8 protein-coding genes are annotated in these 14,778 nt (G+C 33.6%); 2 read left to right on the top strand and 6 right to left on the bottom strand.

Annotation, left to right across the window (positions count from 1 at the left end; all coding sequences use genetic code 11):
- The first annotated feature begins 41 nt into the window (after positions 1-41).
- Positions 42-1,382 carry a DUF1015 domain-containing protein gene (locus RBR53_04615; protein MDY0131933.1) on the top strand — a complete coding sequence of 447 codons (1,341 nt, stop codon included), beginning with the start codon at positions 42-44 and terminating at the stop codon, positions 1,380-1,382.
- A 199-nt stretch (positions 1,383-1,581) separates the two neighbouring features.
- On the top strand, positions 1,582-3,321 hold the full coding sequence (locus RBR53_04610; protein ID MDY0131932.1) for a SulP family inorganic anion transporter: 1,740 nt from the start codon (positions 1,582-1,584) through the stop codon (positions 3,319-3,321).
- A 183-nt stretch (positions 3,322-3,504) separates the two neighbouring features.
- Here RBR53_04610 and RBR53_04605 read toward each other — a convergent pair whose 3' ends face one another.
- From RBR53_04605 to glnE, 6 genes are all read right to left on the bottom strand, one after another.
- The gene (locus tag RBR53_04605) at positions 3,505-5,985 is read right to left on the bottom strand and encodes a mechanosensitive ion channel (GenBank protein MDY0131931.1); all 2,481 of its coding nucleotides are present in this window, start codon (positions 5,983-5,985) and stop codon (positions 3,505-3,507) included.
- 33 nt (positions 5,986-6,018) lie between these two features.
- Complete coding sequence (locus RBR53_04600) at positions 6,019-6,978, bottom strand: calcium/sodium antiporter (protein ID MDY0131930.1); 960 nt, start codon at positions 6,976-6,978, stop codon at positions 6,019-6,021.
- A 127-nt stretch (positions 6,979-7,105) separates the two neighbouring features.
- Positions 7,106-8,518 (bottom strand): type I glutamate--ammonia ligase, encoded by a 1,413-nt coding sequence (glnA, locus tag RBR53_04595; protein ID MDY0131929.1) that lies wholly within the window; start codon positions 8,516-8,518, stop codon positions 7,106-7,108.
- Positions 8,519-8,769: 251 nt separating this feature from the next.
- On the bottom strand, positions 8,770-9,108 hold the full coding sequence (locus tag RBR53_04590; protein MDY0131928.1) for a P-II family nitrogen regulator: 339 nt from the start codon (positions 9,106-9,108) through the stop codon (positions 8,770-8,772).
- Positions 9,095-11,716 carry a [protein-PII] uridylyltransferase gene (glnD, locus tag RBR53_04585; GenBank protein ID MDY0131927.1) on the bottom strand — a complete coding sequence of 874 codons (2,622 nt, stop codon included), beginning with the start codon at positions 11,714-11,716 and terminating at the stop codon, positions 9,095-9,097. Before glnD ends, RBR53_04590 begins: the two co-directional genes overlap by 14 nt.
- A gap of 179 nt (positions 11,717-11,895) precedes the next feature.
- Positions 11,896-14,775 (bottom strand): bifunctional [glutamate--ammonia ligase]-adenylyl-L-tyrosine phosphorylase/[glutamate--ammonia-ligase] adenylyltransferase, encoded by a 2,880-nt coding sequence (glnE, locus tag RBR53_04580; protein MDY0131926.1) that lies wholly within the window; start codon positions 14,773-14,775, stop codon positions 11,896-11,898.
- Positions 14,776-14,778: the final 3 nt, after the last annotated feature.

The following is a 14,778-nucleotide window of genomic DNA, read 5'->3' as shown; positions in this document are numbered from 1 at the left end:
TTTATAAAATTTTCTTATTTAAATTTAATTTTGGTGGACAAATGAAAACAGTTTTTAATAAAGTTGCCCTTAAATTGCCCGAGGTATATCTACCCTCAAAAAATACTGACCCTGAAAAATGGTCGGTAATAGCCTGCGATCAATATACTTCCCATCCCGAATACTGGGAAAAAATAGCAAAATATGTTGGAGATTTACCTTCAACTCTTAATATAATTTTTCCTGAAGTTTTTCTTGATTCTGAAAAAGAGGAAATTCTTATTGAAAACATCCATTCATCAATGGATATCTACCTGGAAAACAATGTTCTTGAAAAGCACGGCCCAGGAATTTTCATCTGTGAAAGAACTTTGACCACAGGCAATAAAAGAAAAGGAATTATCTGCTGCCTTGATCTTGAACATTATGACTATTCAAAAGACTCAAAATCACTTATCAGACCCACAGAAAGCACAATACTTGAAAGAATACCGCCAAGGATCAAAGTAAGACAAAAAGCTTCCCTTGAAACACCTCACATAATGGTTTTAATTGATGACCCGGAAAAAAAAATTATTGAGCCTTTATTTGAGCTTAAAGACAATAAAAAGCTCTATGACTTTGAACTTATGAATAACTCAGGAAAGCTCACCGGTTTTATCAATGACAATGAAGAAGTTATTGATAAAATGATGGAAAAACTTTTTCTGCTTATAGAAGAAACCTCATATTGCTCAAAATACGGACTTAATTCTGCTAAAGATCCTCTTCTTTATGCAATGGGCGACGGAAACCACTCCTTTGCAACAGCAAGAACTTTCTGGGAACAAATAAAAAATGAAAACAAAAACAATGAAAACATAATGAACCACCCTGCCAGGTGGGCTTTAGTTGAAATAGTCAATATCCATGACAAAAGTCTTGAATTTGAACCTATTCACAGAGTTTTGTTCGATATTGATCCCCAAAAGATTCTAGACGAGCTCAAGCTTTTTTATGAACAAAGAGGATCCAAAGTTTCCATTATCAAATTCAGCAACTTTGAAAACCCTGAAAAAAATTTGGAAAATACCTTTGAAATTCCTTTTTGCCACAGCAATGGAAAAGGGGTTTTAAAAATCAAATCTCCCCAAAGAAATCTGGCAGCAGGTGAGTTAGATGACGGACTTAAACAGATCTCAGAAAAAATTTTACCTTTAAAAATAGACTATATTCACGGCAAAAAGCACTTGGAAGAACTTTCAACCAAAAAAAAGAACCTTGGCTTTCTTCTACCATCTGTTGAAAAAAATAACTTTTTTAAAACAATTATCATGGATGGAACTTTCCCCAGAAAAACTTTTTCCATGGGAGAAGCTGATGATAAAAGATTTTACATGGAATGCCGAAAAATAATCTTATAAAATAAAAAAAGTACGATTGAAAAAAGCACCAAGCTCACCTGAAAAAGATAGTACCCTTGACAATTAAAGCTTTCAGCTCTATACTTATCGTTTTAAGATACTATCATCTGGCTCGACTTATCCCTCAGAAAGAAAGACGAATGACCACTTGATATCTAATTCCATTAACAACTAACTTTTTAATGGCGGAGGATATTGCATGCTTGCTATTTTCAATTTTTTTAAATCTATCAACATAAAAGGAAGCCTGAGCTTCAAAGAAATTTCAAATGAGCTCACATCAGGCTTTATCGTAGGAATTGTTGCACTTCCACTGGCAATTGCATTTGCCATAGCATCAGGTCTAAAGCCTGAACAAGGAATTTATACTGCGATTGTCGCAGGTTTTATAATTTCAGCATTTGGAGGCTCCAAAGTTCAAATAGGAGGGCCCACAGGTGCTTTTATTATAATCATTTTAGGAATTGTCCAGAAATATGGCTACTCAGGCCTGGCCATTTCAACCTTAATGGCAGGAATAATGCTCATTGCTTTTGGAGTTTTCAAATTAGGTTCTGTAATAAAATATATTCCATACCCTTTAACAATAGGGTTTACTTCAGGAATAGCTGTGATAATAGCCTTTAGCCAGCTTAATGATTTTTTTGGAATAACCATCCCAGACTCAGGATTCAATTTAAATAATGTCTTAAATTTTTCATCTTATATTAATCCAGCAACTGCTTTTATAGGGATATTTTCCATAATTCTCATCATTGTCTGGCAAAATTACAACAAAATCATCCCTGGTTCAGTGATTGCAATTATTGCAACCTCTTTAATTGTAGCAATTTTCAATATCAATACCCCAACAATTGGCAGTAGGTTTGGTGAACTAGCCTCGGGGTTTCCCATGCCGGCAATTCCTGTTTTTGATTTCACAAAGATACCAATAACAGAACTCATTATGCCAGCATTTACAATTGCAATGCTTGGAGCAATAGAATCCCTCCTCTCAGCCGTTGTTGCAGACGGAATGACAGGAGAAAGACATAATTCAAACAAAGAACTTATTGCCCAGGGAATTGCCAATATTGCGTCTCCAATTTTCGGGGGGATTCCTGCTACAGGTGCTATTGCAAGGACAGCCACAAATATAAAAAATGGAGGAAGAACTCCTCTTTCAGGAATTTTTCATTCCTTTGTACTTTTATGCACCCTACTTTTTCTAGGAAAGCTAGTAGCTTTTATACCCCTTGCAGCTCTTTCTGCAATTCTTATCATTGTAGCTTATCATATGAGTAATATCTCATATTTTATAAGGCTCTTTCGTTCACCAAAATCAGATGTTGCTGTTTTGCTTTCAACATTTTTTACAACAATCTTTTTTGATCTTACCACTGCAATATTAGTAGGACTTATTTTATCTACTTTTCTTTTTATGAAAAGAATGACAGAGGTTACTCACTTTAAATCCATTTCTTCTGAAAAGGATATGCGCACATTAAAAAGACCTGACTTTCAGCAAATTAATAAGAAAAACATACCAAAAGGAGTTTTTGTTTTTGAAATACACGGACCTTTTTTCTTTGGAGCTGCCAACAAATTCAAAGATACTTTAAAAATAGTAACAGAAAAACCAAAAGTTCTTTTGATAAGAATGGGTCATGTACCTGCAATAGATGCTACCGGAATTAGGGCATTTGAAGAAATGATCGAAAAAACTCAAAAAGATAAAACATCAATTTTTATTACAGGGATGCAGCCTCAGGTTGAAAGAATCTTAAAGGCCAGTAAAATAATTGACAAAATAGGAGTAAACAATGTTTTTGAATCTATTGAGCCTGCATTGGCTGAAGCAGCCTCAAGAATAAAAACTTATAAAAAAGAAAGTATATTTAAAAAAAAGCAGTCTTCAACCAAACCTGCCTTGAACTTAAACGAAGAAACTACAACCTAAATTAATTAAGGGTTTCATATTTTCAAATTAAGCAATTACAATGAATTTCAGGCTATTAGATCAACCTATAAAACCCTGCTGAATTTCCAATTTTGCCACATCTACAAGGCAAACCTGGAAATTTTTCAATTAAATTATCAGTTCCTTGCTCAGCATTTCTTAAATCAATTCAGCAGTTTGAATTTATGGGACCTGTTGGTCAACATAAACTTCAGCCAGATCTCCAACTGAGTCTGACTTTATGTAAATGTCTCTTTTAGGAATAGGAATTTCAATGTTATTTTCTTTGAAAATTTTTGCAATCGCAAACCTAAGCTTACTTTCCGCAACAAGAAAATCATCAATTGTTGACCAAAATCTTACCCTGAACTCCATTCCACTTTCACCAAAAGCTATAAACTGAACTATTGGTTTTTTTGGATAAAGCCTTATTTCCGGCACCTTATTTGCCGCTTGAAGAAGAACCTTCTCCACAAGTGCAGTATCTGATGAGTATGAAACCCTGGCATTCAGATCCCTTCTGATAAAAGGATCCCTATGACTCCAGTTTATTACCTGGGCACTTATAAATTCTGAGTTTGGGATAATCAGAGATGAATGGGTATAGGTTTGCACAAGAGTTGATCTTACATTTATTTTAACAACTTCGCCCCAAACTCCCCCTACTTCAACAACATCTCCAACCTGAATAGGTCTTTCAAATAAAAGAATGAGCCCGCTTATAAAATTATTAAATATATTTTGGAGCCCAAAACCAAGACCAATACCAAGGGCACCAAAACCAAAGACCATGGAGGTTGAATTAAATCCCAGAACACTGAAGCTTATTAAGATACCGGCAGTCCAGACAAGATATACAGAAATTGTTGTTATTGAATCTTTTACCCCTTCAGATAATCCACTTTCCTTAAAAAAATATTCTTTCATCATTTTTTTCCAGAAAGCGGTAAATATATAGGTTAAAAAAACTACTACACCTGAATAAAAAAAACCTGCAAAACTAAGTTCTATTTTTCCTATTATATATTTTTTACTGAAAAGAACAAAAATCCAATCAAGAAAAGACTCTCCTTTTCCCCAGGCAAATGCAATTCCTGAAATAAAAAAACAAACTATAAGAAAATAGGCTCCCTTTGAAAAAAGCCAGTAGTAGGAACTTTTATCACCCTCTTTTTCAACATCTTCATCGGGTTTATTTTCATGGATTTGCTTTCTCAAACTTTCAAGTGCTTGATAAAAAATAAAAACAACACAAATAAGTATTATAGTTTTCCCCCATGAAATAAACCACCAGGAAGTCAAATATCTAAATCCCGCAACTTCAAGTAAAAGACCTGAAACAACAATCCCTTTAGACCACCATTCAATAACTTTAGATGGATGATTTTCTTTATATTTTTCAGACCTTTTACATACAAACCAAAATAAAAATACAACTATGCACAAAAAAAGCTCAAATACAACTCTCAAGGCAAGGAGGATTGTGTTTTCAAAGGAAGCAAAACTGCTTAAGCCTAGATAAATCAGTGCATAAAACCTTACTCCCCATACTAAAAAATTTCTCCACCCAAATAAAGACATCACATAAAAAACATTAGTTTTCAATGAAATGAGCCGTAGGGAAACAGAGCCTAATCTTGTAAAAAGTAATACAAGGGTAAAACCCCTTAAAAACTTTAAAACATCTGGAAAAACAATGTAGAGTTTTGATCTGATGAAAACCTCAACCAAAAAAAGAAGAAGAATTAAAAACATAGAGCTTTCAATAAGATCAAGAGGATAACCGCACTGCATCTGCTTTAAACTTTTGTATTTTTCATTTTTTAATAAATATTTTCTTATGCTTAAAAAAAAGACAGCTAAAATTAAAAAAGCAAAAACAGCCACAAAATGACCAGTATTAAGATGCTCTTTCAAAAGATTTTGTTTTTTTAATAAAGTAGAATGGGTAAAATATGATGAAAAAATTTCAAAAATTTTTATAAAATCATTGTAAATAACTTTAAAAGAAAAAATTTTTAGTGAAATTTCTTCTTTTTGGAATAAAATTACATCTTTTTTATCTTTAATATCTTTTTCAAAAATCAGCTGCAAATCCCCAAGAGAAGAATAAAGAGATTCTTGGAGCTTGACTCTTGAATTAATAAAGTTTTTTACTGAGAGTAAAAGTTTTTTTTGTTCCTGCAAAATTGAGTTGTAGTTTTTTATTTCTTCAATATAGAGGTTGTCCTTATTATCTTTTGATCTGCTTTTGATAATTTCCGAACTGAATCTAATTTTATCTTCAACAGAAACAAGCTGTTCTTCAATTTTGTCAAGCCTGGATTTAAGAGCTGAAATTCTTGAATTTATTGTTGATAATTGAACATTTATCTCATTAAAACTTTTTTCAAGAACAGAAATGCTCACATCAGGAAGGATTAAAAGATTTTTATAAATATCTATTTTTTCAAGATAACCATCAACTTGTTTTTTTAACTCGTCATAGGCTTTTTTCTCAATTTCAAAGTCACCAGAATAAGCTGTTTTTGTTTTTTTTGCACCTTCAAGCACCTGTTCAAAATGATCGATAAAATAGTTTTCATCATAAGAAAATTGTGAGTCTTCAGAAAAAACATTAACACTTAATAAAATTATAAAAATAATAAGAAGAGTTTTCTTCATAAAAATCCTTTAAAATTTTTGTAAGCCTTTTGTTCATTTCAAAACAAGAATAGAAAGATATAAAATATAAACACCAATTAAAAAAGAACCTTTAATCCTGTTTATTTCTCCCTGCTTTTTAAAACCAAACCCGGTAACAAAAATCATTGCAGTCAAAAAAAGCATAAACATAAAGTCACGGCTCACCAAGACTTTCGGGAAACTAGAAGGATAAACTGAAAAGGCAAGTCCTGTGACTGCAAGGGTATTAAAAAGATTTGAACCTATTATATTTCCAAGGGCAATATCATTTTTTCCCTTGAAAGCCGCTGCTGAAGACGATGCAAGTTCAGGAAGAGATGTCCCAAGAGCAATTATTGTTAATCCAATTACAAGCTCGCTTATTCCTGCCTTTTTTGCAAAAAAAACCGCACCAAAAACAAGAAGCTTTGAAGAAACAACCAAAAGCAAAAGCCCAATTATTGTATAAAATACAGATGATTTTAAACTGACTTTGACTAGTTCCAAAGACTCTTTTATTTCAAGGTCAAAATTATTCCTTCTTTTTTTTCTGTCCTGAAAAACACTCCAACCCATCAAAACAAAAAAAAGAATCAAAAGGATAAAACCTTCTATCCTTGATATTCTGCTGTCTGCAATAAGAAGATATGAAAAACATGTGATTGCAAAAAGAATGGGAATCTCTTTTTTAAGTACACCTGCTCTAACCTTCACAGGTTTTATCAAAGCTGTAATTCCAAGTATAAGCCCAATATTAACAATGTTTGAGCCGTAGGCATTGCCGATTGCAATTGAGGTGCTTTTATTCAATGCAGCTGTAAATGAAACTACCAGTTCAGGGGCAGATGTTCCAAATCCTACAATTAAAATACCTATGAGAAAAGGACTTACCCCTAAATATTCAGCTACTCCTGAAGCTCCTTCAACAAACTTGTCTGCACCCCACAAAAGTAGAATCAAACCTAAAAAAAGAGCAGCTAAGGCTGTAATCATTAGTTTTTCCTGATTTTTATAATTTTAAATAAATTAATTTTCTAATCTTAAATCCCATCGGCCGCAAATCAATGCTGAGATAAATCAAATTTTCCAGGAAAAAACTTAAAAATCACCCAACTCCTTATTAAACATCGTAGTAAAGCATGTACTCATGGGGGTGAGGTCGTAAATTAACAGCTTTTATTTCTTTTTCCCGCTTATAATCTATCCAGGTTTTTATCACATCCTCTGTAAAAACTCCCCCTTTTAAAAGAAACTCATTGTCTTTTTCAAGACAATCAAGAGCTTCATCCAAAGAAGCAGGGGCAGAAGGAATCTGAGCTAATTCTTCAGAAGGAAGATCATAAATATTTTTATCAAGAGGATCTCCTGGATCTATTCTGTTTTCAATTCCGTCAATCATCGCCATTAAAATAGCTGAGAACGCCATATATCCGTTGCAAGAAGGGTCTGGAGTTCTAAACTCAAGCCTTTTTGACTTTGGTGAAGTTGCATACATTGGAATTCGCACAGCTGCACTTCTATTACTGCTTGAATATGCAAGATTAACAGGCGCTGAATGTCCAGGAACAAGTCTTTTATATGAATTTGTTGTAGGGTTTGTTATTGCACACAAAGCCCCGCAATGCTTTAAAATACCACCGATTGCATAAAGAGCTTCCTGGGATATACCTGCATATAAATCTCCTGCAAATAAAGGCTTCCCCTCTTTCCATATACTCGCGTGAATATGCATTCCAGAACCACTGTGATCAAAAATAGGCTTGGGCATAAATGTAGCAGAACGGCCATTCAGGTATGCCATATTTTTTATTATATACTTAAACCATACAAGCTGATCACCCATTTCAAGAAGAGGCTTAAACCTCATGTCTATTTCACTTTGACCTGCTGTAGCAATTTCATGATGATGGCATTCCATCTCTATTCCAATATCTTCTAAAGCAAGCATCATTGAACTTCTTAAGTCATGAAGTTTGTCTGATGGAGGAACAGGTATATAACCTTCTTTATTTCTTGGCTTGTAGCCAAGATTGGGAAATTCTTCCCTGCCTGTATTCCAAGTTGCCTCAACTGAATCAATTGAAAAAAAACTATTATGAGCCTCACTTGAATATCTTACATCGTCAAAAATAAAAAACTCGGGTTCAGGACCAATAAAACAAAGATCACCTATTCCTGTACTTTTGAGAAAAGCTTCTGCTTTCCGGGCAATATATCTTGGATCCTTATCATAGGGTTCGTGGGTTATGGGATCTGCAATATTTCCTATAAGAACAAGAGTGGGATGCTCAAAAAAAGGATCAATTTTTGCTGTTGATGGATCAGGAATCACTATCATATCACTTTCATGAATTGCCCTCCATCCTCTCAGGCTTGCCCCGTCAAATCCAAATCCGTCTTCAAAACTTCCTTCATCAAGCTCAGCTAAAGGCACCGAGAAATGCTGCCAGATTCCCGGAAAATCCATAAATCTTATATCTACTACCCTTACCCCTTTTTCTCTGGCAAATTCCAACACCTGAGTTGGTGTCATTTAAAATCTCCTTGTTTTCTATAATTACTTTCACCGTACAAAAATATCAGGTCAACCTTGTCTTTGTTTGTGGTTCTTTATTTTTTTCAGATGAAGAACCAAAGTCTTTTTTATCTATTTCTAAGCCGGCAGTCAAAACTTTATCATGAAAATGCTTAATTTTTATCACACTGACTAAAGATAAATTTATTTTTTACCAAATCACTGAATAATTGACAATTTGCAAAAGATCAAACTTTGAAAGATTCCAACTACAAAGCGTCTTCATCTATTTCACCTGTTCTGATTCTTACAACCCTTTCAAGATTAGAAACAAAAATTTTGCCATCTCCTATATTGTCGGTTTTTGCAGCCTCCCTTATTATTCTCACTGCTTCTTCCGCCCTGTCCGCCCTTAAAGCAACTTCAATTTTGACCTTGGGAACAAAGTCAACCACATATTCTGCCCCCCTATAAATTTCCTTGTGTCCTTTTTGTCTTCCATAGCCCTTTACCTCACTTACAGTCATCCCCTCAATCCCTATTTCATTAAGAGCTTCTTTTACATCATCGACTTTAAAAGGTTTGATTATCGCTTCAATTTTCTTCATAATCTTCCTCCCTGATTTTTGATAATTCCTTTAAAATTTCAATCCTTAATTTTTCACACTTTTCTTTAGAAAGCTTACCGCCCTCTTTTATGGAGCTTACATAAAACACATCAACTACCTGCAAAACCTTAGTTCCAATTTTTGCATTTTTTATATCAATGCCAAATCTGAACAAAAGGTTTGTAAGCTCAAACAAAAGACCTGGATAATCTTTGGTGTGAACTTCAATTATTGAATAAAAACTTGAGGAGTCATTGTCTATTTTTACATAATCTTTTGAATTAAAAATATTTTTTTTAAAAAAACCCTGTTTTCTGGATTTTACTGCCGATTTTAAGTCAATCTCATTTTCAAGAGCCTTTTCAAGATCTTGTCTTGTTTTATCCCAGATTTCTGATTCATAAACAGTATCAAGTGGGGCTGTTACCGTAAAAATACTTAAGGCAATGGAATTTTTCCAGCCAAAAGCCCTTGAATCAAGGATATCCATATTGTTTATTGTAAATACTCCTGCTGCATTTGAAAAAAAACCCGGCCTGTCCTTAGCACAGAAAAATACCCTTCTTAAACCTGAGTCTTTATTTTTTTCCACTTCCATTACAAATAAACGATCTGATTTTAAAAGTTTTATATAAAGCTGTGAGTGAACTAAGATATCTGAATTTGAAAGTTCAAATATATATGTGGGAGGCATTCCTGCCACAATATCTTCGGCATTTTCTGTGATTTTTTTTAAAGAGCTTGTTATTTCTCCTGCTTTTTTTTCAAGATGATAAATTGCATTGGGAGCTGAAAGGCTTCCATTTTCCAACACTCTTAGTGTTTTTAAAAAAAGTGAAGTTACAAGGCTTTCATTCCACTCTGTCCAGGCCTTTGGCCCTGTTGCCATTGAATCAGCCAGAGTGAGCAAATAAAGCATTTTAAGTTGGATGGCAGTTTTTGTTTTTACTGCACAGGCTATTATTGTTTCTTCATCAAAAATATCTCTTCTTGTGGCTGTTTTTACAAGATAAAGATGATTTTCTATTAAAAAAGAAATAGTGTCTATATATTCTTTTTTTATTCCAAAACGTTTAAGAATTTTTTTTGCTGTTCTTGCCCCTGAGATACTATGATCTTCGCCTTTTTGCCCTTTTCCAATATCATGGAGAAAAACTGCCCACAAAAACACTCTTTTTGGCCTGATCTCTGAATAAACTGATGAGTAAAGATCTGAGTTTTTAAGGCCTTCCTTATCTGAAATAAGCCTTTGAACAGACTGGACTGCCCTTATACTATGCCTTCCAACCGAATAAATATGGTAATCATTGTATTCAATTCTATTTGTAATTTCTTTAAATTCAGAAATCATATAAGAAAGCATTCCTGTATTAAGCATTGAATCAAGGGGATGATTTTCCGTATAAGGAATAGTGAGTGTTTTTTCAAAAGCCCTGATATTTTTTTGATTTTTTCTGAATTGATCATCAACAAGATAACCAAAATCATGGACAAGTCTTTTTGATTCTGAATTAAGAGGAACTTTTTTAAGCCCGCTTACTTTGAAAATTTCAATTAAAAGAGAAGGATCTTTTATTATTGCTTTTGAATTTTTAAAGCCTAAAAGATTGTTTTTTATTTCGAGGCCTTCAACTTTGGTTAGTTTTTTATAAACTCTTTTAATACCAAGTTTTTTTGGTCTTCCGATTTCATTTTGAATCATCAGCACAATTTCTTTTAAAAAATTCATTCTCAAATGAAGCTCCCCTAAAAAACTTTCCACTGGGGTTTTTCCGTCTTTTCCTATAACCCCAAGCCTTGAAGCAATTTTAAGCTGATGATCAAAATGAAGCTTATCTGAGTTTCTTTTTGTTAAAAAATGAAGATGATTTCTTACCCTGGTTATAAATTCAAGGGACTCTATAAATTCGGGATATTCCGATTCTGAAAGATATCCTTGGTACTGAAAATCCTTGAGTTCATTAAGATTAAAATTAATTTTACCTATCCATCTGATGGTATGATAATCCCTAAGTCCTCCCATTCCGTTTTTAATATCCGGCTCAAGAAGATATTCTGAATTTCCATATTCATTATGCCTTTTTTCTGATTGAAGAATTATTTTTTCTATAAACTTTTTTGGAGATTTGGAAATGTAAGCTCTGAACTTTTCAGCAAACTTGAAATAAAGAGAAGAACACCCACAAATAAACCTGGAATCAAGCATTGATGTGAAGTTGAAAAGATCAGACTTCGCCTCTTTGATACAAGTTGAAATAGTTCTTGTGGAATATCCTATGGTAAACTTGTAATCCCAGAGGGGATAAAGAATTTGTCTTACTATTTTCTCAGCCTCATCTTCTTGAGGAGAATTTTCAAACAAAAAAAGAAGATCAATATCCGAATGGGGAGCCTGCTCTTGTCTTCCATAGCCGCCTAAAGCAACAAGGGCAAAGGGGTTGGTAAAAAGAGTTGAATTTTCAAGAATATATTCTAAACTTTTTACAAAATACTCATCATAAAGCTCTGAAAGATTTTTATTAAAACTTTCTTCTCCTGAATTAAGAAAAACTTCAGAAAGCTTTTCTTTTTTTTCACTAAGCTCACTGGCAAGAGTTTTAATTTTCATCTAGATATTTCCAAATATTTTAGTAAATTATCTTATAGAAGAGTATCTTAATAAAGACTGGAAAAATCAAACCTCAATCACAAAAACAACAAACTTCCAATCTTTTAAATATATTTATCCAGAATCAAACAGAATAAATATTAATTTTTAAATTACAAGAATATCTTAGTGAAAACCAATTATTCAAGGTGATTTTCCCAGAGAGACCTTACACCTTTTCTTAATTCATCAAACCTTCCATTTTCCAATTCAGGCTTTGCTTCCATCAAATCAAGCTTATGTCCCATAGACCTGTAGACAAGATAAGCCTGCCTTAAAAAAGAAGCCTCTTTACGGGATATAATCTTTTCCCTTTCAAGAGAAGAAAGAATTCTTACAATATCTGTAAAAGCACCAATATTTTTATTTTTATGGGAATTTTTTAAAACCAGATACTGGACAAGAAACTCAATATCCATCATGGCACCTTGATCGTATTTCAGATTAAAAACGTCTTTTTTACCTGACCCATGGGTTTTTAAAATTTTTTGTCTCATCTCCTTGATTTCATTTTTCAACTCCCTTTCATCCCTTTTTATACCAAGAATATTTTCCCGAAGTTTAAAAAATTCCTGCTCAGCTTTTTCATATCCAAAAACCATTCTTGCCTTAACAAAAGCCTGATGCTCAAAAGTCCACGCTTTTGAATAAAAATATTCTGAAAAAGCCTTGAAAGGAGCAATAATCACACCTGAATTTCCCCCCGGTCTTAACCTGAGATCAATTTCATACATTCTTCCAGCAGATGTTCTCACACTTAAATAAGACAAGACCTTTTGAGCAAGTCTTGTATAAAACTGAATAGAAGAAATGCTTCTTTGGCCTGAAGTTGAACCTTTTGAATCATTGTGAACAAAAACAAGATCCAGATCAGAGCCGTAGCCAAGTTCAATTCCACCAAGCTTTCCATAGGCAATTACCGCAATTCCCGGGCTTAAAAGATTTCTCCCAGACTCATCTTCAGGATAGCCGTATCGCCCAACAAGCTCTACCCAGGACTTTTGAAGCACTCTTTCAAGTATAACCTCTGCAAGCTCTGTAAGCCTGTCACTGATTTTCATAAGAGGATATTCACCCGAAATCTCTGCTGAAGCAATTCTTAAAATCATGCTTTGTCTGAAAATGCAGATTGTTTCAAGCAGCCTTTCAGTGTCTCCAAAATCAACTCCTCTGATCCTTGAATCAAGAATCAGGGACATCTCGTCTTTTTCAGGAGGGTAGTAAAGTGTTCTTGAGTCAAGAAGCTCATCTAGTAAAACAGGATACCTTTTAAGGTAATTTCCCACCCACGAGCTTTGCCCAAACAATTTTACAAGCTGATAAACAGCTGAAGGATTTTCAAAAAGAAGAGAAAGATAGCAGCTTTTTTTTATTATCACAGAAACAAGCCCTATAATTCCTGACACAGCTCCTGAACCTAAGTCGGCCTTGACCATTTCTTTTATTAAAACCGGCATCAGCTTGTTGATTCTAAAAAGAGTTTCCCTGGTTATTCTTGAATTTTCTACTTCTTTTTTAAAATCAGATATTATTTTTAAAAGATGAGAAGATGAGCCAAACTCAGCTTCAGAAAGAAACTCTGGAGATTTTTTAAAAGTTTTTTCCGGGGAGTCCCAAAAAGCCTTGAACAAAAAGCTTTCATCATCTTCTTCAAGATCGGATTCATCCTTTAAAACAGCCATAAAATGTGAATGTACATATTTTCTATACTCATCAAGTTTCAAAACAAACTCTTCAAGCGAACCAAATCCAAGACTAAAGGCAATTTTTTTTAATTCTGATTTTTTTTCAGGAAGATTGTGGGTCTGCTTTCCTTCAAGCTGCTGAATTCTATTTTCAACCATTCTCAAAAAAACATAAGCATTCTCAAGGCCTTTGGCTGTATTTTCAGGAATCACTTCTTCACGGCCAATCAGCCTTAAAATTTCTATTATCCCTTTTTCCCTGAATCTTTTATCTATCCCCCCTCTGATCAGCTGAAAAATCTGACCAAAAAACTCAATTTCTCTGATCCCACCAAAACCGTTTTTTAAATTGTTTTCATTATCTTTTCTTTTGATTTCATAAATAATTTTATGTTTCATCTCCCTCATGGAATCAAAAGCTCCATAATCAAGATAACGCCTGAAAACAAAAGGTTTTATACTTTTATAAAACTTGTTTATATCTGATTTTCTTCCAGTAATGCACCTTGATTTTATAAGAGCATATCTTTCCCATTCCCTGCCCTGGGTCTGATAATAATGCTCAATAGCTTTTATGCTGATTACAATGGGCCCAGAACTTCCAAAAGGTCTAAGCCTTAAATCAACAATATAAATATCTTCTCCTGGGAGTTCTCCTTTAAAAAGAGCTGCAAACTTTCTGGCAAGCTTTGTAAAAAACTCTTCTGAACTTATAGAGTTTTTAAAATCTGTTTCCCCGTTTTGGGGATAAACAAAAACAAGATCTATATCTGATGAAAAATTAAGCTCAAAAGCTCCAAGTTTCCCCATGGCAACAGAAATAAGCTTTTGTTCTTCACCATTTCTATTTCTTGGAGTCCCGTATGTTTTTTTCAAATCCTCATGAAGAAAACTAACAGCTTTTTTAACAATGGAGTCTGCAAGAAATGAAAGATTTTTCAGGGTTTCATCAAGGCTTGCCTTTCCCAGGATATCCCTGAAGGCAATTTTCCCAAGCTCTTTTCGTACTGAAATAAAAAGAAAAAGTTTCAATTCTTCATATGAAGAAACCTGGTATTCTTTTATATAATTAAAAGAAGCTTTATCTGTTTTTAAAAAAAGACCCTTTGCTGTTTTTTCCAGATCAAAGTAATTCCTGGGAATTAAAAAAGTCTTTTGAAAAAAAGAAGAGTAAAACCCGCAGATCTTAAGCTCATCAACAAGTTTTGGATCCACCCCTGAATCCAAAAGTTCCATGAGAAGAATTGAAAATTTACTATCAAGGGAAAATTTTTGTTCAAGCTTTTCAATGTCCTTTAAAGGAGAGGCAAAACAATCTTCAATATAACAATTCATAAG

Source organism: Desulforegulaceae bacterium, from assembly GCA_034006035.1.
GTDB lineage: Bacteria > Desulfobacterota > Desulfobacteria > Desulfobacterales > JACKCP01 > JACKCP01.
This window is presented reverse-complemented; position numbering and strand designations above follow the sequence as displayed.

Coding starts and splice junctions, on each gene's coding strand:
- RBR53_04600 (MDY0131930.1), bottom strand. CDS start 6,978: ATGATTACAGCCTTAGCTGCTCTTTTTTTAGGTTTGATTCTACTTTTG.
- RBR53_04605 (MDY0131931.1), bottom strand. CDS start 5,985: ATGAAGAAAACTCTTCTTATTATTTTTATAATTTTATTAAGTGTTAAT.
- RBR53_04615 (MDY0131933.1), top strand. CDS start 42: ATGAAAACAGTTTTTAATAAAGTTGCCCTTAAATTGCCCGAGGTATAT.
- RBR53_04590 (MDY0131928.1), bottom strand. CDS start 9,108: ATGAAGAAAATTGAAGCGATAATCAAACCTTTTAAAGTCGATGATGTA.
- glnA (MDY0131929.1), bottom strand. CDS start 8,518: ATGACACCAACTCAGGTGTTGGAATTTGCCAGAGAAAAAGGGGTAAGG.
- glnD (MDY0131927.1), bottom strand. CDS start 11,716: ATGAAAATTAAAACTCTTGCCAGTGAGCTTAGTGAAAAAAAAGAAAAG.
- RBR53_04610 (MDY0131932.1), top strand. CDS start 1,582: ATGCTTGCTATTTTCAATTTTTTTAAATCTATCAACATAAAAGGAAGC.
- glnE (MDY0131926.1), bottom strand. CDS start 14,775: ATGAATTGTTATATTGAAGATTGTTTTGCCTCTCCTTTAAAGGACATT.